The organism is Pseudomonas sp. CH61 (assembly GCF_059429415.1).
The window spans coordinates 6,108,299-6,133,909 of sequence record NZ_CM182098.1; the positions used below are offsets into that span (position 1 = coordinate 6,108,299).

The following is a 25,611-nucleotide window of genomic DNA, read 5'->3' on the forward strand; positions in this document are numbered from 1 at the left end:
TTCCTGCACCTGAGCATAGTTGTCGCGGGTTTAGTAGCGAATTGATGTCCTCGCCGATGGCTGGAGGCTGACACAGGATCGGGGTTTTTGGTGACGTGGGGGTGATGGGGGTCAAAAAAAGTGCGTGGTTTTGGTGCGAGGGGGCGATTTTTCACGGGGAAAAGGCTGACAACGTTAGTGGTTTTGGCCTGCGAAATACGTGGATGCGTCTTAGGCTAACTTGCGACCGAGCTGATAGCGGCGACTCGTCAAAGCAGATGAAGTAGCAGTGGGAAGGCATCAAGCCTATATGGCTGCGGATCTGAATGAGGTGGGCGAATTGAGTGCATCACAAGAAGCGGTTGATCTGGACTGCCCAAATGGCACCCGGCAGCACCAGGTTATTGAGATTCGAGAGCGGCCTTCCGTTGCACGAATCCCTACGGATAAGACAGCTCAAACGATGTTGGAAGCACTGAATATTCTGCAGCGGTTTGAGTCGGTCGACGGAATGCTCAAATAATTGAGGCAATAAAAAACCGACATCGCTGTCGGTCTTTTTTTACTCCCCAAATAGGGAAAGAGGTCTCACCCGGACACTGATCCTCAGGTCATCAGTGGGGTTCCTAACGCCGACTATCGCCACCTGATAGCAGTCGGTTTCGCGCTCTTGGGCCGATTCTCGGCATCGCGAGTTAAGCTGTCAATCTGGGTTTGGATTATTGTCTCTACGCTTGCGAATCAGATTTATAAATTGGTTCATATCTGTACTAGTATGAAAGCAAATCAAATCAGGAGAGGCGCAATGACTACCTCATCCCCAGCCCTCATCCCACGTGAACAACTTGATGCCCCCGAAGCGGGCCGCGTCGCGCTGAAGTTCTTCTTCAACCTTATGGAGCGCTGGGGCTGTAGCGCCGAGCAGCAACGCACATTACTCGGCGGCGTCGGCAACACAACTTTCTATAAATACAAACATCTGCCGAACATACGTCTGCCTAACGACACCCTTGAGCGCATCTCCTACCTGATGGGCATTCACAAGGCGCTGAGCATCATCTTCAGCAACAGCCGCGAACGCGCCTACACGTGGGTCAGTAGCCCGAACACGGCCTCGCCGTTCAATGGGCAAACAGCATTGGATTACATGCTCGCCGGACGCGTGGTCGACATCGCCGACGTGCGCCGCTACCTCGACGGGGTGCGCGGTTGAAGGCGCCCGATTTGGTTGATGTGGCGTGGCCGCGAGCCTACCGGATCGTCAACAGCAGCTTTCCGCCGATTGCGCTGTTCGAAGATGTGCTCGATCCCGAAGACCTGGAAGTTGCCTACGCGCTGGAAGCGCTGACCAACGATCGCCTGATCGAACAGGCCGGGGTTCTCGCCCGAGTGCGTCCCGAAGATCGACTTTCCGGCCCCGGCTCGACTCCGGTGATGGCTGCGTTTACCCACATCGGCAAACGCAGTCGTTTCTGCGATGGCACCTTCGGCGTTTACTACGCTGCGAGCAGCCAAGCCGCGGCCATCTCCGAAACCTGTTATCACCAGGAACGATTTCTTGCGGCGACCCAGGAAGCGGATCTTGAGTTGACCATGCGCACTTACGTGAATCGGGTGGTTAAACCGCTGCACGATATCCGCCACGATCACCCCGAACTGCACAATCCGGATCCGGAGGCTTACGGGCCCTCTCAGCTATTCGCCCGGCAACTGCGCGAAACCGAATCGTGGGGACTGCTCTACAACAGCGTTCGCCTGCCGGGCCATGAATGCGTCGCCGCGTTTCGACCTCCAGCGGTATCGATTCCGAAGCAGGGCAAGCATTTGCGCTATGTGTGGAGCGCGAGTCAGCAGAAGATTTCTTTTGTGTTTGAGATCAGTCAGGTCTGAACCGCAAAAGCCCTCGCAACGGCGAGGGCTTCACGTGGCTGATTTACATCAACGGCTTGTCCGGCGGCGCATCCATCACTTTCACTACATCATCGATCAGCGCTTTGCTCAATTCCTGCAAATACTGCGAGGCATAAGCGTGAAGATCAGGATCGCGCGAGACTGAAGTGTCCGCAGTGAGCAATCGTGAGATGTGAAGCAAGTGGGATGCGTGGGAAAGGGCGGCGATTACGGGAACACCACGATTGGTGCGGAACATCGCTTGATTGGAGTGGAAGGAAAAGTGGGTGAGGCCGAGGGTTTTCAGATCTTGAGAATGGGTCATTTCGGTTCACCTGCCGTTCGAGATGGACGGACTTGAAGTGACCGGTGTGCTGACGGATCAATGCCTTTCATTTGTTAACTCCCTGTATCAAATGAGAGCTGCCAATTCGTTATCAGACGAATGGGTGGCAGCTATGCGCGGGCTGATAAACCGGAGATACAGGAACCCGGCAGACCCGAAGGTCTCCCACGCACAGCCGCCATTGCACGGTAATGCAGACACAAAAAATGCGCCGGCAAACGTGAGTTGGGGCGCTGGTGCGCCTGTATCTTACCCGGGTTATCAGGCCCGGTCGCTGAATTGGCAGCGACGGGTTTGACGGTAGCTTGGGGAGTACCAGGCGCGCAATCGTGGCCAGTAGTGGCTTTGCTTGGCTTCTCGTTACAGCAGATTTCTCAGGATTTCGCGCCGTGCGTTTTGTCGGTCATGACTTGTCCTTAGCCTTTTCTAAGCAACAAAACGAGGAGATCAGAGATGGTCGATGAACTGGAGCAATTCCAGCAGGATTTACTGGAGTCTGTACGTCAGATGAAGGCCGGTGAAGCCGCGCGCGTAACGCCGATGCCGTTCTCTGCGGCGGAGAAACCAAGCGTCGAGGCATCAAGCACTCTTGGACTGGGAAACCGGGTTGCCATTGAGTCAGGCGGTTCAGTGCGCTGAGAAACGCTGCTCATGCAGTTACACTTTTTTATGGGCTCGCCATAATTATTGCCAGTTCATAATTTGGCATAAAAGCGGAAATTTGAGCGTTTTGGTCAGAAGCTGTGCTTTTTGGGAGAAGGGCGTCTGGCAATTAGATCGACGTGTGCGGAGGAGAGACTCTATTTCTACTGAAGGTGAAACGCGGTTAAAGATATAGACGCCCAGAAACAACAAAGCCCCTGCATTTCTGCAGGGGCTTTGTTTTGTATGGTGCGGTACCGGACGAACGGATCCACGGTTGGCAATCTGTGGTTCAGGCACCACATTTTGCTTTAGGCCTGCGTTCGCTCCTGACATTTCTCCAGACGCAATGGCAAAAAAACAAGACGTATGTCTTCCCTACCCCAAACACCACTGCGGTTGCCGTTTCCAGTCATCTGGAAATCCCATAAGTCTCAAATAACCCGGCTCTCTTTCGTCCATCATTTCGGCCAAGTGAAATTTCCAATGGCTGTCTGGACTGATCAAATCGGTTAGATACGCTAGCATCGTTAGTACTATGAATAGCCGCTGCTTGGGCTGAGGCCGATCGCCAGGTGCATTTTGGATGACCCATTCTTTAGGTAAGGATGGTCGAATCGAGAGCTCTCTGTTCCATAGTCGTGCGTGGTGGGCGCAGCAGTTTCGAATGAAGGTCAAAGTGTGGAGCCAGGAGGCCAGTACTTCGAAGGGGAGATTGAATCTGCTCGCGATCGCTTTTTTGTCGACGCTTTTGCCTATGGCATTGAACAGGGTGGATACCGTCCCAAGGCTAAGCTCTTCCAGAACAGCCCAAGCGGGCGGCAACTCGGGATTGGAATATGTTGATCCGTAGAATCGAAAATAGTTATCGCGCGTGCGATTTTCAATTCGCTGCTGCTGGATCTGATCTGCTCGGCTGCTCTTTTTTATACGATCAATCTCACGTCCAAGTTTGTTGCGTTCCTTGCTCAGTTGATCTCGCAGGGGCCGCAATAAATCCGAATGTGAGTATGACGAGGAGAAGATTGACGCATCAGCTATCCAGTCAGGCCCGTACTTCGGGCACATGTGATTGCTGATAGTCGCTCGTATGGCGACTTCGACACGTTCGATAGCATCCATGGTAATGCGTCGCAACGAACCATCGAAACGGTAGATGTCGACGACTGCTTTCAGACTGCTACCAGGTTTGAAGGTGTGTTCAGGGTTTGTTTCCTGAAAAGGGCGCATATAGGGGCTCAAGCGAAACAGCGTGACCACTTCCAGGAAACGCATGGCGCGCTCGTCGTTTGCGACTTGCAGGCCTCGTTGCTTTAGCAGTTCCAATTGCTGTTCTACGCTGAGGGCCGGCTTGTCGAAGGGCCTCATGTAGTTTTCTCCAGGCAAAAAAAACCCGCACGATTTGAGCTTGCTGACAGGGTCAACCTAGGCTTGGCGGGTGTGTTGGGGTGCATTATAGGTAGGTGTAAGAGCCCGTCAATGTTGGGCTGATGTGAAATTGTAACGGGTCGAGGCGCGCGGGCTGAGTTGGTCTGTTGATTGAGTGGCGTCGCTGATCGCATCTCAGCGATGCTGAAGCTCCTACGGAGTTCCAAACGCCAAAAACAACAAAGCCCCTGCATTTCTGCAGGGGCTTCGTTTTGTATGGTGCCGGCACCAGGAGTCGAACCCGGGACCTACTGATTACAAGTCAGTTGCTCTACCAACTGAGCTATACCGGCGTTGTGGGCGACGATTATAGCGATTGGGAAGATCCTGTAAACCCCTGAATTCAGACTATTTTTGCATCGCAGCAAATTAAGCCCTGCGCAATGTGCAACGTAGGATTTGCGCCTTACGTACGATAGGGCTGTTTGACAGGGTGCACAGTTGAATTTCAGCTTTCTCGAGCGCCGCAATTATTCGCTCGGTAAGCCCATTATTCGGCGGTTATGTCGTTTTGATTGGCAGCTTATGCACAACTGAGAGCCACGAAATCGGACTCAGGCGGGGTTTTGTGAAGCCATTCTCATTTTGTTCGCAAATCCCTGTTTTACAGGTTTTTTATTCATGTGAACAAAAAATGACCAGCGCTGTTAACGCAGCGAAACAGGCGCAGATATTGGATCCATGGGAAAACCATCAACAGAGTTATCCACAGGCTGTGATGTTTTAAACGCGTTCGGCCAGTAGCAGCAAATTACGCGGAGTCAGCGGGGTGTCGCAGAAGGTGCCGAGGCGGACGGTGTAGCCCTGTTGTTCAAGGAAAAGCGCCCGATCCAGATTCAGCCAAAGCTCCAGCGGCCGTCGGAACAATCCGCGAAGCAATTCGAGGTTGCGAACTTCGGCCAACCGCTGCCAACCGACCGCTTCGAGTGCGGACCAATCTGGCGAGCCGATTGTGGATAACTCTTTCAGCGCTGCCAGATCGCGGCAGTAATCGGCGAAGGTTTTGTCCAACCAGGCGCTGGGCAGAGAGGGCGTTGGCAGGTATTCGTCGACGCCACGCACTTGCCGTTGCAGCAGGTCGAAGGCCAGACGACGGGCCATCGAGGTGTCACGCTGGCGTCGGACGCGTGCCCCGGCGGTGACGGTTTCGCTCATCGGCAGCGCCAGATCTTCTACCGAGAGCTGTAGGAGCGATACCGATCCTTCGCAGGACAATGCCTGATATTCGCTGCGACTGATGCGGTTGTAGCAGCAGGGCGCGATCGCCATTTGCTGGCAACCTGCAGCGCTGGCCAGTTGCATCAAACGTACATGCAGATCCCCGCAGGCGTGGAGAGCGACGGGTGTATGGGTGGCGTTCAATACGGCTGGGGCGTCCGCCGCAAGCACATCCTGTTCGACATGCAGTGCATGTAAGTGATGACGCTGACTCAAGGTCTGACCGCTGGCGACCAACAGAGGGTCGTATTCAACGCAAGTCAGTTGTTGCCCCGAGTCCAACAAGCGCCGACCCAAATGACCCTTGCCCGAACACCAATCCAGCCAATGCGTCGGCTGCGAGGCAAAGGACAAACGACTGGCAAATGCCTCGATCTGCCGCCACTTGCGTCCCGGCACATCGACATTCAACCGATGCCCCGCAGCTTCCAGCGCATGCCCCGGCAACTCACCAACAGCACTCAGTTCAGCCGACAATGCCGCCAATGTAGCAAACGGCTCCGGCGCATCAACAAGATCAGCAGGTTGGTTGTGAGCGTTTTCCGCCTCTTCCAGCGACCGCCCGCGTAGCCACAAGGCCAGTTCCGGGTAGGACGCTTCCCAAGCAAGCGAAAGATGAGTGAACGGTCGAGGTTTCCACAGTGCCTGATGCTCAATCAAAAAAGCATCCAGCGCCGTGAAGCGGGCGAGTAAGTCCTCGCCCGTCAGCACGTAGGAAGTATCAACGCCCTTGGCAGGCATCGACGCGCAGCCAGCGCTCCAGCAGCTTGAAGCCGCGTACCAGCACGTAAGCCATCAACAGATAGAACACGCCCGCCGCGAAGAAGATCTCCACCGGCAGATAGGTGCGGGCAATGATCGTGCGCGCCATGCCGGTCAGTTCCAGCAAAGTCACGGTGCTGGCCAGCGCGCTGGCCTTAAGCATCAGGATCACTTCGTTGCTGTAGGCCGGAAGGCCGATGCGCGCGGCACGCGGGAGGATGATGTAGAACATCGCTTTCGGCTTGGACATGCCCAAGGCTCGTGCCGCTTCGATTTCGCCCGGCGGAATTGCTTGAATCGCCCCGCGCAAAATCTCGGCGATATACGCAGCGGTGTGCAGCGTCATGGTCACTGTCGCGCACCAGAACGGATCGCGCAGGTACGGCCACAACGCGCTTTCACGCACCGCGTCGAACTGCGCCAGTCCGTAATAAACCAGGAACAGCTGAACCAGCAACGGCGTGCCACGGAAAAAGAAGATGTAGGCGTAAGGCAGCGAGCGCACGTACCACAGCTTCGAAGAGCGGGCGATGCCCAGCGGAATTGCCAGCAGCAGACCGGCAATCACGGCGATGGCCACCAGCTCCAGGGTCAGGGTCGCGCCCTGCGCCAGTTTCGGCAGCCACTTGATGATCACTTCCCAGTTCATGAAGCGCTCCTCGCAAAGCCGCGAGCGGCGCGTTTTTCCAGGAAGTGCATGCCGGTCATGGCCAGCACGGTCAGGCCCAGGTACATGATCGCGGCGACCATATAGAAGGTGAACGGTTGTTTCGACACGGTCACGCCGATTTGCGCGTGACGCATGATTTCTTCCAGACCGATCACCGAGACCAGCGCAGTGTCTTTCATCAGGATCATGAACAGATTGCCCAGGCCGGGCAGGGCGATGCGCCACATCTGCGGCATGATCAGCCGGGTGAAGATCCGCCATTTCGACAGGCCCAGGGCCTGGCCGGCCTCACGGTGGCCTTTGGGAATGGCGAGGATCGCGCCGCGAAACACTTCCGTGGCGTAGGCGCCGAAGCACAGGCCGAGGGCGATCACACCGGCGGCGAAGGCGTTGAGTTGCAGGTCGGGGTTGCCGAAGTACTCACCGAGGGCGCGCATCAGGTTGACCGTACCGAAGTAGATCAACAGCACCCAGAGCAATTCCGGGACGCCGCGCACAAGGGTCGAATAGGTGCCGCCAAGCCATTGCAGCGGCTTGTACGGGGAAGTCTTGGCCAAGGCGCCGAGCAGGCCGAGCACCAGACCCAGGCATAGGGCGGTGAGGGCCAGTTGGACGGTCATCAGCGCGCCGGCAGCGAGCGCCGGGCCGAATCCGTAGAGGTCGATAATCATGGGTTTCTGTTCAAATTGCGGCAGGCAAAGTCGGGAGCCGGCGCCGTTGCATCACGGCGCCAGTCCCACAGGTCAGGATCAGTAGATGCTGAACGGGAAGTACTTGTCGTTGATCTTCTTGTAGGTACCGTCGGCGACGATTTCCTTCAGAGCAGCGTTCAACTTCTCACGCAGGGGGTCGCCTTTGCGCACAGCGATGCCGATCTTGTCGCTTTCTACGACCGGGTCACCTTTGAACTCGTAGTTCTTGCCAGCGTCGCTTTTCAGCCAGTCATAGTTGGCGTACTTGTCGGCGAGGATCGCGTCGACACGACCGGAAGTCAGGTCGAGGTAGGCGTTTTCCTGGGTGTCGTAGAGGCTGACTTTGATGTCATCGGCGTAGGTGTCTTCCAGCCAGGTACCGGCCAGAGTGGCGCGCTGAGTACCGATGGTCTTGCCTTTCAGCGAGTCCTTGTCGGTTTTGAAGTCGACGTTTTTCGGGGCGATGAACTGCAGCTTGTTCGAGTAGTACGGGTCGGTGAAGTCGACCGCGCCTTTGCGCTCTTCGGTGATCGACAGCGAGGAGATCAGGAAGTCGAACTTCTTCGCGTTCAGGGCTGGGATGATGCCGTCCCAGTCGGAAGTGACTACGGTGCACTCGACTTTCATCTTCGCGCACAGAGCGTCGCCGATGTCTTTGTCGAAGCCGACCACGTTGCCGCTGGCATCTTTGTTGTTGAACGGCGGGTAGGCCGCTTCGATGCCCATCTTCAGGGTTTCAGCCATGGCCCCGGCGCTGAACGCGAGGGTGACGGCGGCGGCCAGGAAGACCTTCTTGAAATTCTGCATGCATGTTGCTCCGTTAGCGGTTGCTGGACATGAATTGTTTGCAGCGCGCCGAAAGCGGGTTTTCGAACACCTGCTGAGGCGATCCTTGCTCTTCTATCAGGCCCTGATGAAGGAACACCACTTCGCTGGAGACCTGACGGGCGAAGCCCATTTCGTGGGTCACGAGCAGCATGGTGCGGCCTTCTTCGGCCAATGCGCGGATGACACTAAGTACTTCCTGAACCATTTCCGGGTCAAGCGCCGAGGTGGGCTCGTCGAACAGGATAACCTTCGGTTGCATCGCCAGCGTACGGGCGATTGCCGCGCGCTGTTGTTGACCACCGGACAATTGCGCCGGGTAGGCGTGGCGCTTGTCGGCGATGCCGACCTTGGCCAGCAGCGCTTCGGCGACTTCGATGGCTTCGGCTTTGCTCTGGCCGAGCACGCGGCGCGGTGCCTCGATGATGTTGTCGAGGATGCTCATGTGCGGCCACAGATTAAAGTTTTGAAACACAAAACCAATCTCGGAGCGCAAGCGGTTGATCTGCTTGCCATCGGCGGCAACCAGTTCGCCATTTTTGGCGGCCTTGAGCTTGAGTTCTTCACCGGCTACGAGAATCTGGCCCTGGTGCGGGTTTTCCAGCAGGTTGATGCAACGCAGGAACGTGGACTTGCCGGAACCGGAGGAACCGAGGATCGAGATCACATCGCCGTCGCGGGCGGTCAGCGAGATGCCTTTAAGCACCTCAAGCTGTCCGTAGCGTTTGTGCAAGTTGCGGATTTCAAGCGCGGGCGTGGCCTCAGCCATGTGCGTTCCTCATATATGTTGCGCTCCAGCTGTTGGATGGCCGTCCTGGCGAGGCGGCCAAGCTAGCATAGCGTTTCAATGGCAGCCAACAGCGCTACGAGCGGTTAACGGGTGGCATGTGGCAGGTTGTCGCATCGGCACAGCAGACTGTCGCCCCATCAACAACCGAACGGGTGTTTGATCGTGCAAACCCGCGGGTGTCGCGTAAAAAAAGGCGCGATGTTGCCAGCTTTGGCGGGGTGTTGGAAGCGCTATCCGGCCGAACGTTCCTGAATCGCCCTTTTATTGTGCATCCCACACTTTTTCAGTGTGTTTCTGGTGCGCGAATTCGTCCTGAAAGTGAGTCGCAGGGTAACGCTCTGGCGAATAGCCATTAATCTCAATGACTTGCGATGACTGTCCGGTCTCGCGCAAAACCGCAGCCCAGAAGAGTTTGAAACATTTTGGCGCATTTATTGCGTGCAGAATCCGGAACGCCCCGTTGGTTTCTTTTTACGAGAAAGAAAATTCCAGACGGGCCGGACGCAATCGCTTTCCTCGCAAAGGTAGTTTCGATGAGCAGTACCCCAAGCTCCAATGGCCTCGAACAGGGGCTCAAACCGCGTCATGTGACCATGTTGTCGATCGCCGGTGTAATCGGCGCCGGTCTGTTCGTTGGCTCCGGCCACGCCATCGCTGCCGCCGGCCCTGCCGTGCTGCTGGCTTACGCCGCCGCCGGTACCCTGGTGGTGTTGGTGATGCGCATGCTCGGCGAAATGGCCGTTGCCTCGCCGGACACCGGTTCGTTCTCGACTTACGCCGACCGTGCCATCGGGCACTGGGCCGGTTTCACCATCGGCTGGTTGTACTGGTGGTTCTGGGTCTTGGTGATTCCACTGGAAGCCAACGCCGCGGCAACCATCCTGCACGCCTGGTTCCCTGATGTTGGCATCTGGGCGTTCGCGCTGATCATCACCATGCTGCTGACTATCACCAACCTGTTCAGCGTGAAGAACTATGGTGAATTCGAATTCTGGTTTGCCCTGATCAAAGTGCTGGCGATCATTGGCTTCATCATCCTCGGTCTGGCGGCGATCTTCGGCTTCCTGCCGAACAGCCAGGTCAGTGGCGTTTCGCACCTGTTCGACAGCGGCGGCTTCCTGCCTAACGGCATGGGCGCGGTATTGGGCGCGATCCTGACCACCATGTTCTCCTTCATGGGTACCGAAATCGTGACCATCGCGGCCGCGGAATCGAAAAACCCGGGCAAGCAAATCTCCAAGGCCACCAACTCGGTGATCTGGCGGATTGGCTTGTTCTACCTCGTATCGATCTTCATCGTCGTCGCCCTGGTGCCGTGGAACGATCCTACGCTGGCCAACCTCGGTTCCTACCAGACCGTGCTTGAGCGCATGGGCATTCCTAACGCCAAGATGATCGTCGACATTGTGGTTCTGGTCGCGGTGACCAGCTGCCTGAACTCGGCGCTGTATACCTCGTCGCGCATGCTCTTCTCCCTCGGCAAGCGTGGCGATGCACCGGCCATGGCGACCCGCACCAACAAAAGCGGTACGCCTTACTGGGCGGTGATGCTGTCGACTGGCGCAGCGTTCCTGTGCACCTTCGCCAACTACGTGGCCCCGGCGGCGGTGTTCGAATTCCTGCTGGCCAGCTCCGGCGCGATCGCACTGCTGGTGTACCTGGTGATCGCTTTCTCGCAACTGCGCATGCGTAAACAACGCATGGCGCGCGGCGAGAAAATCGTCTTCAGCATGTGGCTGTTCCCCGGCCTGACCTACGCGGTGATCATCTTCATCGTCGCGGCTCTGACCATCATGCTGTTCCAGGAAGCGCACCGCGTGGAAATCCTCGCGACTGGCCTGCTGAGCCTGATGGTGGTGGCAGCCGGTTTGCTGGTAGCACGTCGTCGCAAGCTGGAAAAACGTGGCGCGGTGGTGTTGAACTGATCCGTTACGCGTAATGCAAAACGGCCGCTGTCAGTAATGACTAGCGGCCGTTTTTGTTTGTGCTACCGGTGGCGAAATATTCTGCGCTTCAGATCCGAATCAGCTTTGCTCTCGCGAGAGCATGAAGTCTGAGCTGCATTTCTCCCCGTCGAACCATTCATCCCAAGTTAGTTGCTTGAGAGATTTAACAGGTTCGTTTGTAGGGATTGCTGCTGAGTCTTCTGTTTTCGGGATTTGCCCGTCCTCGCGTGAATCTGCTGTCTTCATCTGACGTCCTTTTCTTGAACATACGGGAACCTGAAGCGCAAAAAATTACTCGGCCTTGGGTTCGCCGTCTTCCACCGACTTGCCATAAGCATCCAGCGCAACCCCGAAATCGGTGATGAACTGTGGCTCGCTCAGCCAGGCCTGGGCCTCTTCGATCGTTGCGCCTTCGGCCCACATGCGGTAGTCGATCAACATGTCGGCGGCCAGGTGGGTGGCGGCCATGCCTTCGTTGTCGGCGTTTTCCATGTCCAGCAGCTCTGGATGGTCAACGATGACGAACGCCAGTTCGCGCAGCAGGGTCAGCAGCATTTCGTTGCGGCTGATGGCTTCGGCGTCGCGCATTTTGCTGAACATCGCCAGGGTGTATTCCGGGATCGGCTCGGCGAGGTGGTCGAGGTCTTCGTCCTGCTCCAGTGGCTTGCGGCCGACCATACGGATTTGCTTGGCTTTGGCCTTGGCGCGTTTGGCGCGTTTCTGTTGCTTGTTCAGGGATGCCATGGGAACTCAGTTCTTCTGTTGGGTTTGTGCGGCAATCGCGTCGGACGCCGCCACATAGTCGGCCTGGAAGGCCGGGGATTCGATCCACGCCAGCGCGCCGGCCTCGTCGGTTTCCTGCGACCACTGGCGATACTCGATCAGCGCGGCGAGGATGAAATCCATCGCGCCTTCTTCGCCTTCCTGTTCGTAAACCAGTTCCAGCAGCGGGTCTTCGAGGAACGCGCTGCACAGGGCCTGCTGGCTGATCTTCTCCGCGTCGATCATTTTCTTGAACAGTTCGGTCAGATCCACCGATTCGAAGTCGATGCGATCATCGTTCGGGTCCAGCTCGACCGGCGCTTCGGCGCGTTTGGTGCGGTTCTGCTTGGCCTTGGCTTTGGCCCGGGTGGCGCGTTTTTGCTGCTTGTTGGCGGAGGCCATGATGTGTTCCGTCGTGCGTTGAGAGGGCTCAGCTGCGCGGGACTTGCCGCCCCGGTGTGTCGGGTGCCAGTGCGCCGGTTTGCAGCCAGGTCAGAGCGATGGGCCATAGTGTGGCTTGGTATGCGCTGCGAAAAAAGGCGAAATGTCCGACTTGTTGTTCGCCGATGTCCTGCGGCTCGATGCGCAGATGGGTTTTTGCAGCGTTATTGAAGTAGTCGAGCAGGCGTTCGATGGCCGGAATCGTGCCGTAGGGATCGTCGCTGATGCTGATCGCCAGTGTCTGTGCGCGGACGTTGGCGAAGGGCAGGGCGCCGATCTTGTTCATCAGTGCGCGACCACTGGGGCGCCGTTCGTAACGTGCAGCAGGCGTGCTCCAATCGTGCACAACGCCTTTCGGCGTATCTTCCAGCCAGCCGAGTCGCTTGCCGGGGAAAAAGCCGCAGAACAGCGTCAGCAACGGCATCAGCACATGCCATTTGCCGACCATGCGCCAGCGCTGTTCGGGCGCGTAATCGCGCCAGAAGGCGAACTGCGCGCCAACGGTGACCAGCCGTCGGATAACCCGCCCGGATTCGCCGAGCCCTGCCGCGCAACCGCCAAAACTGTGGCCGACGACGTCAATTGGCTGACCGGGAAACTCCCGTTGTGCGCGTTTGAGCATCGCTTCGAAATCCAGTGCGCCCCAATCTGTCCACGAGGCGTTCAAGCCTTTGATCGACGCGGATCGTGATTCGCCGATGCCGCGGTAGTCGTAGGTCATCACGTCGAAGCCGTTTGCGAACAGATAAGCCGCGAAACGCGAGTAGTGGCGGCAACGTACCGACGTGGCGGCGCTGATGATCACTACTGGGCGTTGGCTATCAGGCAAGAACTGACGCCAAGTGAAACCGCCAAGTGCAAAACCGTCGGCGGCAGCTTCTTTGAAAGGCTCACCTTGCTCGGCAGTCAAGGTTGGCGACCCTGACTGCATGTCTTGCCTTGTGGGCGTGTCCTGACAGCTCATGACGCTCGACCTTGAAGAGTAAGCTGACAACGATAGTCTCAGCGCCGCCCGGCAACAATCCGCAAGTTTTACTCGGTGGATTGAGTGAGCCTGCGCTCCTCGATCAACGCCTGTTCGCGATTGAGTTCCGCGCGTAACTCGTCTTCACTCGGCAGGATCGTCTTGTAACTGCTGGCAAACAGTTGCTCATTGCCCTTGAGCATTGAGTAGCGCGCCACCGAGTCGTTGCTCTCGGCAGACAGAATAATCCCGACTGTCGGCTTGTCGCCCTCGCTGCGCATGAGTTCGTCGTACATGCGCACATACATGTCCATCTGCCCGACATCGCGGGCGCTGAGCTTGCCGCGTTTAAGATCAATGATCACAAAGCATTTGAGCAGGTAGTTGTAGAACACCAGATCGATGTACAGATCGACGCCGTCGGTACTGATGCGTTGTTGGCGGGCGACAAAGGAAAAGCCTTTGCCCAGCTCAAGCAGAAAGCCCTGTAAATGGTCGATAAGAGCTAGTTCGAGACCGCTTTCCCTGACCTTGCCTGCCGAGGGCAGACCGAGAAATTCGAGCATGACGGGATCGCGAATGAATTCACGCGGGTTGCATTTCAGTGCTTCGATGTTGGTGGCGGCTTCTTCGATCACATCGGCTTTGTCGCGACTCATGAGAAGCCGCTCGTAGTAGAGCGTGAGGATCTGGCGGTCGAGGGCGCGGCTCGACCAGTTCAGGTTGGCGCATTCATCCATGTACCAATGGCGTGCTTTTTCATTGGTTATTCCCAAAAGCCGACGATAGTGGGTCCAGCTCAATTCGTGACGCAGTGCGTCACGAATTGGAAACGCCTGATAAAAGAGGCGCATATAACGCAGGTTGGAAGCGTCAAAACCCTTTCCGAATTGCGCCGTCAGATCTTTCGCCAACAACACGAGCAACTGTTTTCCATAGCCCGCACGCTGGGCTCCCTCTTGTTCAAACTCGACAATATGCCTGCCGATCTGCCAGCAGGTCTGCACTTGAATCGTATCCACCGCACGCAGCACTTTTTGCCGCGCCTGGCGAATCAGTTCGCCCAGCTCCCCCAGCAACGAATCGATTTTCGGGTCTTGCGTGTCAGCAGGTTTTAGCGGGCTCATCGGCTCTTCCACATCGTTGGATACAGGCGTCAAAGCATGCCAAGAGTCGCCGCGTGGGTATGTCGGGCGAGCCGGTTAAATGGGACGGAAGAAGGGATTGATGTTGCAGGACGTTGCCGCTGAAAGAGGTGTCAGAGAGTAATGGCCTGTAGTCCATTTCGTACACATGCCAAGTTCCAAACAATCTAAAACCCGCCCCGATACGCAAAATCTAAAAGGAGTAACGGTTGGGTTCTGCAAGAACCCGGGAGTCGTGATCATGAAACGCGTTCTTTCATTCATGCTGCCCATCGCCGCCGTCGCTGCATTGCTGTTTCCGGTGATGTTGCAGGCAGCCAGTCTTGAACCTGTCGACAATGCCGGGGTGCAAGTTCAGCAGCAACAACAGAACGGCGTCACTTATCTGGCCGGCGGTATCGGTGAGGATGAGGCGAAGGCCATTCAACAAACCGGCGGTTACAACCTGCACATGACGTTCGCTGTGGGCGCGCAAGACGAGTACACCGCTGATGTCGATGTGATGATTGAAAAGTCGCCAGGGCAAGCCCTACTGACGCTTAACCAGACGGGCCCGTTGGTATACGTGCAACTACCGCCCGGCAAGTACACGGTGGTGGCCACGCGTAAAGGCGAAACGAGGCGCGACGTGACAGACGTTGGTGCAGGCGTTCCGCGCAATCTGGTGTTCCACTGGAATGACGCTGGATAGCGATGGATGTGATGGCAAAGCCGAGGCGCGCGTACAATCCCGCGCCTCATCTTTGTGACGTAAGGAAACGCTGGTTTGAAAGGGATTTTGCGTGCGGTTTGTGTCATCGGCCTGGTATTGCAGTTGAGCGGCTGCGGAACGTTTATCGGGCGCTTGAATGACGGCCTGTCCGATGCCCAGTATTACCGAGGGGTTGATGGCAGCCTTCACCTGCTGGGTGTGCGTGGTGGTGGTAGCGATGGCATGCCGGCGGCGATCGTCTGTTACATGATGATTGTCTGTCCGGTTATCACCGTCGTATCCCTGCCAGTGGATGCCGCTCTGGACACGGTTTTGCTGCCGGTGGATTACATCAATACGCTTTAGGTTTTCTTTACGCGGCGCTTGCTCTTCGGCGTGTGCACGGGCTCTTGCACTTTGCGATAGATCCACACGCCGAACACTCCCACTGCCAGCAGAAACACTGTGCCAACGCTCTGCCAGAAAAACTCGAACCAGAACCGCCGAGGCTGCAGGGCCAGGGTGTAAGTGCTGCGCGGGCCGCGATTGTTGGTGGTGATAGAGCCGGTGATCCAGCTGTCGATCAGCATCCAGATCGACAATCCAATGGCGACAGTAATCAGCAGAGCAACGAGAACAGTCAGCCAGTAAGTCACGCGACTTGGGCGATAGGGTGGCGGATGGGGCAGAGGGACGCGGGTTTTCCTTTGGTTCATGACGCTTGGGACCTGTTTCCGGTATTGATGAACTGCGCTATCTGGCTCGCCAATTCCATTGCGCGTGGCGGGTTTTCCCTGAGCCACGTCGATACAGCGTGGTCACACCCCGGCAGCACGATTTTTCTGAGCTGGTGGGGGGCCAGGCTCTTTTCAATGGCTTGGATGACTTCATACGGAATCGCGCTGTTGATCGCGCGCGCGGCCATTTGCTGCGCCCCGGCAGACGTCCCGGCGATCCCGCCAAAAGCAGTTGCCTGAAGACCGTCGTACTCGCCGATCACCAGCAAGACCTCGCCGTCGAACGTGCGCAGAAACTCCAGCGATGTCGAGTCGAGAAAACCGTAAGGCACAGAAATGGCACGTTTGAACGGTGGACCAAACGGTTGCTGCCAGGCCGCCTCCGCGTACAGGGCCGGACAGACCAGCACGATGCGCCTGACTGAAGCGCGATGCGCTTGCGCCACCTTGAGCGCGAGTGCGCCCCCCAGACTATGGCCGATCACCGTGCTGAGTTCGCCGCCAAGATGACCGGCAAACTGCAAAGCCTCCTGAAGGTTGTGCGTCAGTGAAGTCTCCTCCAGGGCGAGCTCAGCGCTTGGACCGTGGCCGGAAAGATTGAAGCTCAGGCTGGCAATTCCCTGCGCCTGCAAGGGATACAGGATGGCGTTGAGTCGCGAATAGTCAGAGCGGGCACCGTGAATGGCCAGCACCTTCGGCGTAGACGTTTCTGCGGCGGAACCGGCTAATACGCGACCTTCCAGTTGGTAGCCGGCGAAGGTTTGCGCAAAGAAAAACTCAGGGCCGGTTGGCGCCTCGTCGAACTGCAACCGAGAGCGAAGTCGCGACGCGCCGGTCAACGCCAACCGATTGATCACAGGGCTGCCAGGGTGTGCAGGACCGCAACGCGCAATGGATTGGTCTCCACGCTCAGCAGCTTGATCGCCAGGGCGCAGCAGACCACGATCAACATGGGTTTGATCAAGCGTGGGCCGACGCGGACGGCCGCTCTTGCGCCCAGTTGTGCACCGAGGAAAGCTGCCAGAGCCATGGCAATTGCGATCGGCCAGATGATCACGCCTTTGGTGATGAAGACAGACAGCGAACCCAGATTGCAGGAGGCATTGGCCAGTTTGGTGAAGCTCATGGCCCGCATCATGCCAAGCCCGCAGAGCAGCACGAAACCAACGATAAAGAACGAGCCTACACCCGGGCCGAAGATACCGTCGTAGAAGCCCAGGATCGGCGCCACGGTGAACGAGAAGAGCAGAATGCCGATTCTCTTGCGTCGATCCTCATTGGCCAGTTTCGGCGAGAGCGCAAAGTAGATCGCCACCAGAATAAGCATCACGGGTACGCACACTTCCAGATAGCGCTTATCAATAGAACTGACCAAGAGTGCCCCGCTGGCGCCACCCAGGAACGCGCAGATAACCAGGAAGCGCCCCTCGCGCCACTCAATCATGCCTTTGCGAGCGAACGTGACCGTGGCTGAAATAGTCGCCGACGCGGCCTGAAACTTGTTTGTGGCAATCGCACTGATCGGGTCGACACCGGCCAGAAACAAGGCAGGCAAAGTAATCAATCCACCACCCCCGGCAATCGCATCAAAAAAACCGGCGCAAAAAGCCACAAGCGCCAACATGCCAATTACATCCCAAGCCATTACATTTTCCCTTTTATAGTTATTGGCCAGACATCCACATGACTGGCCATGCTGCAGCTTCGACCTGCGCTAAGTATCAGCCCTGAATCAGCAGCGGATCGTCTGAGATGACAATGGGGGATGAGAACTTCGACAGGCCGAAGATGCGCACCAATACACGTCGGTTGTCTTTGATGACATCGCGACAGTGCAGCGCCCGGACGTTATTGATCACCATGGCCGACTCTTGCGTCAGTGTGTATTGCACCGGTGTTGCTTTACCCACGCTTTGGCAAAGCGCGGAGTAAGCCTCTTTGACAAAGTCCGAGGCGTTGTCGTTGACCGAAAAACGGTACGAGTTGAATCGCGCGGCGAATCCGACGTTGTCATCGAACTCCAGAATCGAAACATTACGGCCATCCTCGCCCTTGCCACTGACGAAAGAGTCGCTGCGGGTGAACTGGAAGCTGCCCGTTGTGAGTGCGAGGCATCCGGTGACGCCGATTTCATCCAGCAGGGGTGGCAATGGAATCACCGAGGTGGGCTCCAGGCTTGGATTCCATAGCGCCGACAGGATCAACGACGAAGGCGAGGGCGAGTGCCCGTCTTTCGCGTTGACGGCGCACCAGTACGGCGCTTCGGTGTGCGGGCCGAGCGCGAGACCGGAGTGGGAACTCAGCTCTTTGATTTCCGGTTCGTCATTGATTTTGGTCAGTCCGCCGCCCTTGAAGTTAGCGACGAGTCGGACCAGTTTGCCTTCGTTGTCCATGTCGTAGGCAAAGGAGCTGTTATCCACCAGTTTCAACAGAATCTGATTACGTGCCGCCAGACACAGTACGTCGTGACGATTCTCCAGAGCGGCCAGCTCGGGAAGTTCATCCGGTGGGCTGGTCTCGGTGAATGTTTGCATCCCCTCAAAAATCAGCAGGGAAACCAAGCCGTCGGAATAAGCGCCAAGCAGTTCACATTGATCTTTGGAAAACGAAAACTTCAACTCGGTCGCTGCCAGCGAGGCTTTGGACTTTGCGCCTGCGGCTTGTGGCCCGCCCATGGCTGCCAGTTCTTCAGAGAAGGTGTGCAGCAGCTTTGCTTGTTGCGTGTCAAAACTGAAAGTTCTGACTTCCTGTTCAACTAAAGACTCAACGGTTTTATTGGTTTGTTGTAGGACTTCGGTCATTGGTTACATCCCTGTCGTATCGGCTCCCGTTATATTTTTTGTGGGAGCTGTTGGCTGTTTCGATGATGCAATGCGTGCCGAGCGCGCGCACAGATCCGGACGTGGGCGAGTTGATACAGGTCTGGTTTTTTCGGGAGGGCTCAGGGCGCTGTGACGCGACAGTTCACACAAGTGTTGAATGCCGGGTCAATGTTTGCTGTCGCTTGACTGACAGTTGAAACAACACCAGATGACCTGCGCTGAGGTCTTGTCCTCCATGACAACTTGATGAGGGGGCTTGGTTCTGCGAGCGATCCTGCTCGCAGACGCAACTCTCCTGCTGCCTGCAATAACCTCGGTAGGTTCCGAGGGTTCCGGGCGCGGAGTGCGTTATTCGGGTAATGCGTTAAATGCCGGTCGTCAGGACTGAAGTACTCGGCGATTATTTTCGACAGTCAGCAATGACCTGCCGGAAAAAGCTGACGGAGCCTAACATCAAAATAATGGCCAGCAAAAGCACTGGAAGAGGAGGTGAGGTGCGGCTTATCAAATCGCAGGCATAAAAAAACCCTGAATCTTGCGATTCAGGGTTTTCGGTATTTGGTGCCCAGAGACGGAATCGAACCGCCGACACGGGGATTTTCAATCCCCTGCTCTACCGACTGAGCTATCTGGGCAACGGGGCGCATTAAAAGGGTTTTTCGGATTTACGTCAACGACTTTTTTAAAATTTCTTAAATTAATTCCGTCGCTTACGATCCGACCCCCGATTTCGCGGGGTTTACTCTGCAGGCGGAACGTAGCCTTCGGCCTTGGCGTATTCCTCGCCGGAGAAGTACTTGTCCATTTCGCCCTGAAGATATTTGCGGTCTTCGGCGTTCATCATGTTCAGACGTTTTTCGTTGATCAGCAGGGTCTGGTGTTTTTGCCAGTCCGCCCAGGCCTTGGCCGAGACGTGGTCAAAAATATCCTGACCTTTGGCGCCCGGGAAAGGGGCGCGTTCCAGCGCGGGCAGTTGTTCTTTGTACTTACGGCACATTACGGTGCGGGTCATGGCGACACTCCTGCATTCAAGACGGCGGCCGCGCGTTCGAGCAAGGTTTTGACCGGGGCGGCGAGGCCCAGGCGCGGCGGGGTGGCGAGGTTATACCAGAGCCAGTCGGCCTCGGCCACGTGATGGGCGGCCTCCTGCACCTGAACCAGCCAGGGTTCGATGGACAGCTGGAAATGGCTGAAGGTGTGGACAAGGCTCGGCAGCGCCTGCTGCTCGCCCATGGTCAGCGAGTGCTGATCGGCGAGATGTTGCAGGTCGTCGAGGTCGTCGAGTTCCGGCAGGCTCCACAGACCGCCCCACAAACCTGTTGAGGGTCGGCGGTAAAGCAGAATCGCGCCGTCGCCGTTGGCGAGCATCGGCATCAGCGTGCGTTTCTGCGGGATGGCTTTGCGCGGCTTGGGAATCGGGTAGCGGGTTTCGAGGCCGAGCATGTGCGCCTCGCAGCCACGTTCCAGCGGACACAGCAGACAACTCGGCTTGCTGCGCGTACACAGCGTGGCGCCGAGATCCATCATCGCCTGGGTGTAGGCGTTGACCCGATCGTGCGGCGTAAAGCGCTCGGCGTTGGCCCACAGCTGTTTGGCGACCTTCGGCTCGCCGGGGTAGCCCTCTTGCGCAGTAAAGCGTGCCAGCACGCGTTTGACGTTGCCGTCGAGAATCGGCGCGCGCAGGCCCATGCTGATGCTGGCGATGGCGCCAGCGGTGGACAGGCCAATGCCCGGCAGATCGGTGAGCTTTTCAACGTCATGCGGAAACTCGCCGCCGTACTGGCTGACGACGATCTTCGCGGTCTTCTGCAAATTGCGTGCGCGGGTGTAGTAACCGAGCCCGGTCCACAGATGCAACACTTCGTCTTCGGGGGCTTCGGCCAGCGCTTCGACCGTCGGCAGCGCGGCCATGAAACGGTCGAAATAGTTGAGCACGGTGCTGACCTGGGTCTGCTGCAACATGATCTCCGACACCCATACCCGATACGGGTTGATGTCCTGCTGCCAAGGCAGATCGTGGCGGCCGTGGCGGTCGAACCAATCCAGCACCGCCGTGGAAAATTGCTCCGCTCTCATCGCTTGAACAGCCCCTTCAATGCGTTTTTCAATTCCGGGCTGACCTTGTCACCGAGTTTCTCGTCGATCTTCTCGCTGAGCTTGTCGCCGGCCAGCTTGGTTGCGACCTGACCGAGGCGATCGTTGTCGACGCGGCAGGCCTTGGCGCCCAATTCGAGCGGGCCACGGCAGCGCAGCGGCCATTCGACACCGACGAATTTTTCGCCAACCTGGCACGCCGGATCCGGCATGGCGCTGGTGTCGCCCTCGACGATGATGCCGACGCGGTAGTCCATGCCGAGCACGCGCAGGTCGATGTCGCCGTCACCGTTGACGGTCATGCCGGGGATGCGCACTTTCAGGTCAGGGTTGCTGGCAATGCCGTTGCGGAAGGTCAGGTTGCCTTTCAGCTCCTGGAACGGTGTGTCCTTGCCGCGTGGCTCGCCGCTGAGGGTTTTGCGGTTAAGCGTGGCGATGCCTTTGCACAGTTGCTGCTCAAGGTTGGCGTTGAGCAGCACGCCGTTGTTGATCACGAAACTGGCGTTGCCGTTAAGCGTATCGATCAGTGCCTGCTGGCTGTTACCGCTGCCGGTGACGTTGCTGGTGAGGGTTACCAGACCTTTTACCGGCGGGTTCTTGCCTTGGCTTTCGAGGATTTTTTCTACGGGGACGCGGTTGAGTCTGGTTTGCAGGTTCAGTACCGGTGCACTTGGGCGCACATCGAGGGTGCCGTTGGCTGCAAAACCACCGTTGTACAACTCGCCGCTCAGATTGGTCAGGGTCAACAGACCGCCTTGGCCTGTGGCTTTGAGGGCTGCGTTCTGGATCGGCAACTTGTCGAGGGTCAACTGGCCGAACGTCAGGTCGGCATCGATGTCGAGTTTGGCGAGCCGTTCAACCGGCAACAGGCGTTCAGTGCTCCAGGCGGTTTTGCTTGGTTTGTCCGGCAGAGGCGTGGAGCCCGCACCGGCCATGGCATCAGCTTCAGTGCTGGCAACTTCGGCCTGGCGCGTTTGTGTGGCGTTGGCGGCTTTTTCCGATTTTGGTGGCAGGTAACGGTCAGCGTTGAACGTATCGGCCTTGAGGATCGCCCGCAACGATTGCTTGGCGAAGTCTTCGACGGCGATGCGGCCGCTGAAGCTGCTGTCGTCGAGTTTCAGGTTGATGTTGTCGAAGGCGATGCTGGTTGGCGTGGCCGCTACGCGGCTGACCAGTTCGACCTTGCTCAGACTGCCTTCGGCCATGGCCGGGAGCTTCTGGCCAACGCTGTCGACGAACTTCGCCAGATCGAACTGGGCGATGGAGATGCCGCCGGTGATCTGCGGGGTCTTGTCGAGGTCGTTGGCTTTCAGCTCGCCCAAGGCGCGCAACTGATTGGCAGAGATCTTGATGCCAGTCCATTCGGCGACGTTCGCAGCTTTATCGAGCAACAACTGCCCTTGAGCGGCGAAGGTCATGGTCTTGCCTTGCAGCGGATCGCCAGCCAGTTCGCCGGACAGCTTCAGGTCTTCAAACTTGTAGCGTTGCAGGGCGCGTTCGATACGCAGCTCGCCGGTGAGTTCGGTACGCACGCGCAGAACCGGCTGATTGGTACCGAGGAAGGCAGTGGCTTTCACCGGGATATTCGTCGAATCGTGTACCGGGCCGGTGCTCAGCTGGATACTTTCGGCACTGAATTGCTTGCCGGTCTTCTCGTCGTTGTACTCAACACGGGCGTTGTTGACGGTCAGGCTGTCGATGTCGAGGCGGATCGGCTGTGGTGGCTTTTCCACCGCAACAGGGGCTTCGCCGGCCGGTTGGCCTGGAGTAGCAGCTGGCGGCGTCGCACCTGCGGGGGCGGGCACCTTGCCGATGTCTTCCCAGTTGCCGTGGCCGTCCTTGTCGCGGTTCAGACGCAGGTTCAGGCCTTCGACGCGCACGTCGCTCATCTGCACTTCGCGGCGCAGCAACGGCAGCACGCGCACGGACAGACCGAGCATCTGCAAATCGGCAAACGGTTCGGCAGGTTTGACCAGGGTGGCGACGCTGGCCTCGTGCAATTCCAGGCCAAGCCATGGGAACAGGCTCCAGCCGATATCGCCATTGAGCGTCAGCTCGATGTGGGCCTTGTCGCGGGCTATCTGGCGGATCTCGTCTTTGTAGTCGTTGGGATCGAAGAGGTGGGTCAGGGCAAAGCCTGCCGCCACAATGATCAGCAACAGCCCGAGAAGTACCAGACCCAGGATTTTGCCGAACGCTTTCATGGGCGAGTCCTTGTAGTTAGTCGAATTCGTAATTTAGCCGGGGAGTATAGCGCTGCAACCACCCGGTTCGCTGTGACGTCATGTTGCCAGGACCTCCAGCGGCACCTGCAATTTGGCGGCGAGTGCCTGAGCCTCAACATGTCCATCAGGCGCCAGCAGACGCAGTTCAGCCCCCGCTTGCGACGCCATTTTCTGCGCTTGGTTCACCAGCCGTTCGGCAACGCCACGGCGACGGGTAACTTTTCGTACGCATAAATGGGACAAGTACCAGACGCCTTGATGCCTTTGCAGGCGACCGACACCGAGCAAGCGATCGTTGAAGCGTCCGGCAATCAAAGTCCCGTCTGCGAGGGCGCTTTCGATCAGTTCAGCCTCCCCGGAAAACGGCGCGAGCAGCCATTCCGGGGCATCGCGATAAATCTTCTGCAAATCCTGCTGATCCTGATAACTGGCGTCTTTCAGGGCTTGGACAATGATCGGCATGGCGCTTTCCTGAGTGATACGAGAACAGATGACAGAAAAAAGGTGATATCAGTTTGGTTTTTCTGTCACGTGCAAATGGTAACCTTCGCCCGTTCGTCCGTCCTTCTGCGACTTAACGTCGCGCCTTCAAGGAGCTTCACCCAAAAAAACGGTCATGCCTGCGTGCATAAAGGCCGGGGGTGAACAGTGGCTGGCGAACCATACTAATAATTGGGGGATACACAATGAGCACGAGCATCACGGCGGACGGCATCAAAGCCGATCAGCCCGCGTTCCTGTCCAAGGAGCGCATCATCGCCAAGCCCGGTTTCAACCGTTGGCTGGTTCCACCGGCCGCTCTGGCCATCCACCTGTGCATCGGCATGGCCTACGGCTTCTCGGTGTTCTGGTTGCCGCTGTCCAAGGCGCTGGGCGTTACTGCTCCGGTGGCTTGCGCACCGGACATGAGCTTCATCGCACAAGTGTTCTCGTCGCAATGCGACTGGCCGATCTCCATGCTCGGCTGGATCTACACGCTGTTCTTCATCTTCCTCGGCTGCTCGGCAGCGATCTGGGGCGGCTGGCTGGAACACGCAGGGCCACGCAAGGCCGGTGTGGTATCGGCACTGTGCTGGTGCGGCGGTCTGCTGATTTCGGCGCTGGGTATTTATACCCACCAGATCTGGCTGATGTGGATCGGCTCCGGCGTGATCGGTGGTATCGGTCTGGGTCTGGGCTATATCTCGCCGGTCTCCACCCTGATCAAGTGGTTCCCGGACAAGCGTGGCATGGCCACCGGCATGGCAATCATGGGTTTCGGTGGCGGCGCGATGGTCGGTGCACCGCTGGCAACCGCACTGATGAGCCACTTCGGCTCGGCGCAAGGTGTCGGCGTCTGGCAGAGCTTCGTGGCCATGGCGGCGATTTACTTTGTGTTCATGATCGGCGGCGCTCTGGCATACCGCGTTCCGCCAACTGGCTGGAAACCTGAAGGCTGGACCGCTCCGGCGAAAAAGGCTTCCAATTCGATGATCACTCATCGCCACGTGCACGTGAATGTGGCGTGGAAAACCCCGCAGTTCCGTCTGGTCTGGCTGGTGCTGTGCCTGAACGTCTCCGCCGGTATCGGCATCCTCGGCATGGCTTCGCCACTGCTGCAGGAGGTGTTTGGCGGCAAGCTGCTGGGTGTTGATGTGCCGTTTGGCCAGCTCGATGCCGGGCAACTGGCCTCGATCGCCGCGATCGCTGCCGGCTTCACCGGTCTGCTGAGCCTGTTCAACATCGGTGGTCGTTTCTTCTGGGCCTCGTTCTCGGACTACCTGGGCCGCAAAAACACCTACTTCGTATTCTTCGCCCTGGGTTTTGCTCTGTACGCGCTGATTCCGAACATGGGCCATTTGGGCAACGTTGCACTGTTCGTGGCGGCGTTCTGCATCATTCTGTCGATGTACGGCGGCGGTTTTGCCACTGTTCCGGCGTATCTGGCCGACCTGTTCGGTACGCAGATGGTTGGTGCGATCCACGGTCGTCTACTGACGGCTTGGGCTGCGGCTGGCGTGCTGGGTCCGGTATTGGTGAACTACCTGCGTGAATATCAGCTGAGCATCGGCGTTGAACGCGCTGCGGCTTACGACATCACCTTGTACATCCTCGCCGGCCTGCTGGTGCTGGGCTTCCTGTGCAACCTGATGGTGCGTCCGGTGGCTGACAAGTACTTCATGACCGACGCTGAACTGGCGGCCGAACAGGCGCTGGGCCACGATAAAGGTGCTGATGCCAGCACGGTTCTGGAGTGGAAAGCCGCACCGGGCAGCAAGCCGCTGGCAATCGCTGCCTGGCTGGTTGTAGGTATTCCGTTGGCGTGGGGTGTGTGGGTAACCCTGCAGAAGACGGCGGTACTGTTTCACTAAGGTGTTAGCTGAATAAACACCGAACCTGTGGGAGCGAGCCTGCTCGCGAAGACGGAGTGTCAGTCAACTTAATTGTTGGCTGACCCACCGCGTTCGCGAGCAGGCTCGCTCCCACATTTGTTTTTGCGCTGCCTGTAATGGCTTGTATGGACATGTCTACCCGCGACAGCCGGGCGTTCTATCCGTCAGCC

The 25,611-nt window shown here is 57.6% G+C and carries 26 protein-coding genes, 2 tRNA genes and 1 pseudogene; 8 read left to right on the top strand and 21 right to left on the bottom strand.

All coding sequences use genetic code 11. The features are described from left to right. Positions 1 to 289: 289 nt before the first annotated feature. The 3 genes from AC5SEM_RS27505 (at position 290) to AC5SEM_RS27515 (ending at position 1,869) form a co-directional block, all read left to right on the top strand. A complete protein-coding gene (locus AC5SEM_RS27505; RefSeq protein ID WP_212620606.1) occupies positions 290 to 502 on the top strand; it encodes a hypothetical protein in 213 nt (70 codons plus the stop codon). A gap of 282 nt (positions 503 to 784) precedes the next feature. Then, entirely contained in the window at positions 785 to 1,192 is a 408-nt protein-coding gene (locus AC5SEM_RS27510) for an MbcA/ParS/Xre antitoxin family protein (RefSeq protein ID WP_495471692.1), read from the top strand. 11 nt (positions 1,193 to 1,203) lie between these two features. Further along, complete coding sequence (locus tag AC5SEM_RS27515) at positions 1,204 to 1,869, top strand: RES family NAD+ phosphorylase (RefSeq protein WP_495473508.1); 666 nt, start codon at positions 1,204 to 1,206, stop codon at positions 1,867 to 1,869. 43 nt (positions 1,870 to 1,912) lie between these two features. On the opposite strand, the gene AC5SEM_RS27520 is transcribed toward AC5SEM_RS27515, so the two are convergent. Then, positions 1,913 to 2,194 (bottom strand): DUF3077 domain-containing protein, encoded by a 282-nt coding sequence (locus tag AC5SEM_RS27520; protein WP_064388945.1) that lies wholly within the window; start codon positions 2,192 to 2,194, stop codon positions 1,913 to 1,915. Between the two features lie 474 nt (positions 2,195 to 2,668). Here AC5SEM_RS27520 and AC5SEM_RS27525 point away from each other — a divergent pair. Then, positions 2,669 to 2,812, top strand: a pseudogene (locus AC5SEM_RS27525) (helix-turn-helix domain-containing protein); the annotation flags it as partial. Positions 2,813 to 3,235: 423 nt separating this feature from the next. Here AC5SEM_RS27525 and AC5SEM_RS27530 read toward each other — a convergent pair. From AC5SEM_RS27530 to AC5SEM_RS27560, 7 genes are all read right to left on the bottom strand, one after another. Beyond that, a complete protein-coding gene (locus tag AC5SEM_RS27530; RefSeq protein ID WP_495471693.1) occupies positions 3,236 to 4,225 on the bottom strand; it encodes an Abi family protein in 990 nt (329 codons plus the stop codon). Between the two features lie 277 nt (positions 4,226 to 4,502). Continuing rightward, a tRNA-Thr gene (locus AC5SEM_RS27535) sits at positions 4,503 to 4,578 on the bottom strand. A 430-nt stretch (positions 4,579 to 5,008) separates the two neighbouring features. Continuing rightward, a complete protein-coding gene (locus tag AC5SEM_RS27540; RefSeq protein WP_495471694.1) occupies positions 5,009 to 6,244 on the bottom strand; it encodes a methyltransferase in 1,236 nt (411 codons plus the stop codon). Next, a complete protein-coding gene (locus AC5SEM_RS27545) occupies positions 6,225 to 6,914 on the bottom strand; it encodes an ABC transporter permease (RefSeq protein WP_007909164.1) in 690 nt (229 codons plus the stop codon). The genes AC5SEM_RS27540 and AC5SEM_RS27545 overlap by 20 nt, the downstream gene beginning before the upstream one ends. Beyond that, entirely contained in the window at positions 6,911 to 7,606 is a 696-nt protein-coding gene (locus AC5SEM_RS27550; protein ID WP_077570291.1) for an ABC transporter permease, read from the bottom strand. The genes AC5SEM_RS27545 and AC5SEM_RS27550 overlap by 4 nt, the downstream gene beginning before the upstream one ends. Positions 7,607 to 7,684: 78 nt before the next feature. Then, positions 7,685 to 8,434, bottom strand: a complete 750-nt coding sequence (locus AC5SEM_RS27555; RefSeq protein ID WP_034153033.1) for an ABC transporter substrate-binding protein — start codon at positions 8,432 to 8,434, stop codon at positions 7,685 to 7,687. 13 nt (positions 8,435 to 8,447) lie between these two features. Next, a complete protein-coding gene (locus tag AC5SEM_RS27560; RefSeq protein WP_007909167.1) occupies positions 8,448 to 9,221 on the bottom strand; it encodes an ABC transporter ATP-binding protein in 774 nt (257 codons plus the stop codon). A 554-nt stretch (positions 9,222 to 9,775) separates the two neighbouring features. Here AC5SEM_RS27560 and gabP point away from each other — a divergent pair. Next, positions 9,776 to 11,167 carry a GABA permease gene (gene gabP / locus AC5SEM_RS27565; protein ID WP_077570293.1) on the top strand — a complete coding sequence of 464 codons (1,392 nt, stop codon included), beginning with the start codon at positions 9,776 to 9,778 and terminating at the stop codon, positions 11,165 to 11,167. A 312-nt stretch (positions 11,168 to 11,479) separates the two neighbouring features. Here gabP and AC5SEM_RS27570 read toward each other — a convergent pair whose 3' ends face one another. The 4 genes from AC5SEM_RS27570 to AC5SEM_RS27585 all read right to left on the bottom strand — a co-directional run bounded on the left by AC5SEM_RS27570 (position 11,480) and on the right by AC5SEM_RS27585 (position 14,482). Continuing rightward, a complete protein-coding gene (locus AC5SEM_RS27570; RefSeq protein ID WP_471895376.1) occupies positions 11,480 to 11,932 on the bottom strand; it encodes a hypothetical protein in 453 nt (150 codons plus the stop codon). Between the two features lie 6 nt (positions 11,933 to 11,938). Continuing rightward, positions 11,939 to 12,352, bottom strand: a complete 414-nt coding sequence (locus tag AC5SEM_RS27575; RefSeq protein ID WP_016986326.1) for a hypothetical protein — start codon at positions 12,350 to 12,352, stop codon at positions 11,939 to 11,941. A gap of 28 nt (positions 12,353 to 12,380) precedes the next feature. Continuing rightward, positions 12,381 to 13,355, bottom strand: a complete 975-nt coding sequence (locus tag AC5SEM_RS27580; RefSeq protein WP_495471695.1) for an alpha/beta hydrolase family protein — start codon at positions 13,353 to 13,355, stop codon at positions 12,381 to 12,383. 68 nt (positions 13,356 to 13,423) lie between these two features. Continuing rightward, the gene (locus AC5SEM_RS27585) at positions 13,424 to 14,482 is read right to left on the bottom strand and encodes a PDDEXK nuclease domain-containing protein (protein WP_495471696.1); all 1,059 of its coding nucleotides are present in this window, start codon (positions 14,480 to 14,482) and stop codon (positions 13,424 to 13,426) included. A 259-nt stretch (positions 14,483 to 14,741) separates the two neighbouring features. On the opposite strand from AC5SEM_RS27585, the gene AC5SEM_RS27590 reads away from it, so the two are divergent. Together AC5SEM_RS27590 and AC5SEM_RS27595 are read left to right on the top strand one after the other, a co-directional pair. Next, positions 14,742 to 15,191: a carboxypeptidase regulatory-like domain-containing protein gene (locus tag AC5SEM_RS27590; protein ID WP_495471697.1), complete on the top strand. Its 450-nt coding sequence runs from the start codon at positions 14,742 to 14,744 to the stop codon at positions 15,189 to 15,191. Between the two features lie 75 nt (positions 15,192 to 15,266). Next, on the top strand, positions 15,267 to 15,557 hold the full coding sequence (locus AC5SEM_RS27595; protein ID WP_077570303.1) for a YceK/YidQ family lipoprotein: 291 nt from the start codon (positions 15,267 to 15,269) through the stop codon (positions 15,555 to 15,557). Here the strand turns inward: AC5SEM_RS27595 and AC5SEM_RS27600 are convergent. From AC5SEM_RS27600 to AC5SEM_RS27640, 9 genes are all read right to left on the bottom strand, one after another. Then, entirely contained in the window at positions 15,554 to 15,907 is a 354-nt protein-coding gene (locus AC5SEM_RS27600; RefSeq protein WP_495471698.1) for a hypothetical protein, read from the bottom strand. The genes AC5SEM_RS27595 and AC5SEM_RS27600 overlap by 4 nt on opposite strands. Continuing rightward, on the bottom strand, positions 15,904 to 16,737 hold the full coding sequence (locus tag AC5SEM_RS27605; protein WP_495471699.1) for an alpha/beta hydrolase: 834 nt from the start codon (positions 16,735 to 16,737) through the stop codon (positions 15,904 to 15,906). The genes AC5SEM_RS27600 and AC5SEM_RS27605 overlap by 4 nt, the downstream gene beginning before the upstream one ends. A gap of 44 nt (positions 16,738 to 16,781) precedes the next feature. Further along, positions 16,782 to 17,573, bottom strand: coding sequence for a TSUP family transporter (locus tag AC5SEM_RS27610; protein WP_007909181.1), 792 nt, complete (start codon positions 17,571 to 17,573; stop codon positions 16,782 to 16,784). A 76-nt stretch (positions 17,574 to 17,649) separates the two neighbouring features. After that, positions 17,650 to 18,729 (bottom strand): hypothetical protein, encoded by a 1,080-nt coding sequence (locus AC5SEM_RS27615; protein WP_495471700.1) that lies wholly within the window; start codon positions 18,727 to 18,729, stop codon positions 17,650 to 17,652. A gap of 580 nt (positions 18,730 to 19,309) precedes the next feature. Then, positions 19,310 to 19,385, bottom strand: a tRNA-Phe gene (locus tag AC5SEM_RS27620). Positions 19,386 to 19,489: 104 nt separating this feature from the next. Next, complete coding sequence (locus tag AC5SEM_RS27625; protein WP_101156793.1) at positions 19,490 to 19,762, bottom strand: oxidative damage protection protein; 273 nt, start codon at positions 19,760 to 19,762, stop codon at positions 19,490 to 19,492. After that, positions 19,759 to 20,826 carry an A/G-specific adenine glycosylase gene (gene mutY / locus AC5SEM_RS27630; RefSeq protein WP_495471701.1) on the bottom strand — a complete coding sequence of 356 codons (1,068 nt, stop codon included), beginning with the start codon at positions 20,824 to 20,826 and terminating at the stop codon, positions 19,759 to 19,761. The genes AC5SEM_RS27625 and mutY overlap by 4 nt, the downstream gene beginning before the upstream one ends. Further along, positions 20,823 to 23,048 (bottom strand): AsmA family protein, encoded by a 2,226-nt coding sequence (locus tag AC5SEM_RS27635; RefSeq protein WP_495471702.1) that lies wholly within the window; start codon positions 23,046 to 23,048, stop codon positions 20,823 to 20,825. Before AC5SEM_RS27635 ends, mutY begins: the two co-directional genes overlap by 4 nt. A 78-nt stretch (positions 23,049 to 23,126) precedes the next feature. Further along, the gene (locus tag AC5SEM_RS27640) at positions 23,127 to 23,531 is read right to left on the bottom strand and encodes an acetyl-CoA sensor PanZ family protein (protein WP_495471703.1); all 405 of its coding nucleotides are present in this window, start codon (positions 23,529 to 23,531) and stop codon (positions 23,127 to 23,129) included. 224 nt (positions 23,532 to 23,755) lie between these two features. Here AC5SEM_RS27640 and AC5SEM_RS27645 point away from each other — a divergent pair, with 224 nt between their 5' ends. Continuing rightward, positions 23,756 to 25,420, top strand: a complete 1,665-nt coding sequence (locus tag AC5SEM_RS27645; RefSeq protein ID WP_495471704.1) for an OFA family MFS transporter — start codon at positions 23,756 to 23,758, stop codon at positions 25,418 to 25,420. Positions 25,421 to 25,611 lie beyond the last annotated feature (191 nt).

What these genes read in the sequence shown, in the direction of transcription:
- AC5SEM_RS27505 (WP_212620606.1), top strand. Translation starts at nt 290, where the DNA reads ATGGCTGCGGATCTGAATGAGGTGGGCGAATTGAGTGCATCACAAGAA.
- AC5SEM_RS27510 (WP_495471692.1), top strand. Translation starts at nt 785, where the DNA reads ATGACTACCTCATCCCCAGCCCTCATCCCACGTGAACAACTTGATGCC.
- AC5SEM_RS27520 (WP_064388945.1), bottom strand. Translation starts at nt 2,194, where the DNA reads ATGACCCATTCTCAAGATCTGAAAACCCTCGGCCTCACCCACTTTTCC.
- AC5SEM_RS27530 (WP_495471693.1), bottom strand. Translation starts at nt 4,225, where the DNA reads ATGAGGCCCTTCGACAAGCCGGCCCTCAGCGTAGAACAGCAATTGGAA.
- AC5SEM_RS27540 (WP_495471694.1), bottom strand. Translation starts at nt 6,244, where the DNA reads ATGCCTGCCAAGGGCGTTGATACTTCCTACGTGCTGACGGGCGAGGAC.
- AC5SEM_RS27545 (WP_007909164.1), bottom strand. Translation starts at nt 6,914, where the DNA reads ATGAACTGGGAAGTGATCATCAAGTGGCTGCCGAAACTGGCGCAGGGC.
- AC5SEM_RS27550 (WP_077570291.1), bottom strand. Translation starts at nt 7,606, where the DNA reads ATGATTATCGACCTCTACGGATTCGGCCCGGCGCTCGCTGCCGGCGCG.
- AC5SEM_RS27555 (WP_034153033.1), bottom strand. Translation starts at nt 8,434, where the DNA reads ATGCAGAATTTCAAGAAGGTCTTCCTGGCCGCCGCCGTCACCCTCGCG.
- AC5SEM_RS27560 (WP_007909167.1), bottom strand. Translation starts at nt 9,221, where the DNA reads ATGGCTGAGGCCACGCCCGCGCTTGAAATCCGCAACTTGCACAAACGC.
- gabP (WP_077570293.1), top strand. Translation starts at nt 9,776, where the DNA reads ATGAGCAGTACCCCAAGCTCCAATGGCCTCGAACAGGGGCTCAAACCG.
- AC5SEM_RS27570 (WP_471895376.1), bottom strand. Translation starts at nt 11,932, where the DNA reads ATGGCATCCCTGAACAAGCAACAGAAACGCGCCAAACGCGCCAAGGCC.
- AC5SEM_RS27575 (WP_016986326.1), bottom strand. Translation starts at nt 12,352, where the DNA reads ATGGCCTCCGCCAACAAGCAGCAAAAACGCGCCACCCGGGCCAAAGCC.
- AC5SEM_RS27580 (WP_495471695.1), bottom strand. Translation starts at nt 13,355, where the DNA reads ATGAGCTGTCAGGACACGCCCACAAGGCAAGACATGCAGTCAGGGTCG.
- AC5SEM_RS27585 (WP_495471696.1), bottom strand. Translation starts at nt 14,482, where the DNA reads ATGAGCCCGCTAAAACCTGCTGACACGCAAGACCCGAAAATCGATTCG.
- AC5SEM_RS27590 (WP_495471697.1), top strand. Translation starts at nt 14,742, where the DNA reads ATGAAACGCGTTCTTTCATTCATGCTGCCCATCGCCGCCGTCGCTGCA.
- AC5SEM_RS27600 (WP_495471698.1), bottom strand. Translation starts at nt 15,907, where the DNA reads ATGAACCAAAGGAAAACCCGCGTCCCTCTGCCCCATCCGCCACCCTAT.
- AC5SEM_RS27610 (WP_007909181.1), bottom strand. Translation starts at nt 17,573, where the DNA reads ATGGCTTGGGATGTAATTGGCATGTTGGCGCTTGTGGCTTTTTGCGCC.
- AC5SEM_RS27615 (WP_495471700.1), bottom strand. Translation starts at nt 18,729, where the DNA reads ATGACCGAAGTCCTACAACAAACCAATAAAACCGTTGAGTCTTTAGTT.
- AC5SEM_RS27625 (WP_101156793.1), bottom strand. Translation starts at nt 19,762, where the DNA reads ATGACCCGCACCGTAATGTGCCGTAAGTACAAAGAACAACTGCCCGCG.
- mutY (WP_495471701.1), bottom strand. Translation starts at nt 20,826, where the DNA reads ATGAGAGCGGAGCAATTTTCCACGGCGGTGCTGGATTGGTTCGACCGC.
- AC5SEM_RS27635 (WP_495471702.1), bottom strand. Translation starts at nt 23,048, where the DNA reads ATGAAAGCGTTCGGCAAAATCCTGGGTCTGGTACTTCTCGGGCTGTTG.
- AC5SEM_RS27640 (WP_495471703.1), bottom strand. Translation starts at nt 23,531, where the DNA reads ATGCCGATCATTGTCCAAGCCCTGAAAGACGCCAGTTATCAGGATCAG.
- AC5SEM_RS27645 (WP_495471704.1), top strand. Translation starts at nt 23,756, where the DNA reads ATGAGCACGAGCATCACGGCGGACGGCATCAAAGCCGATCAGCCCGCG.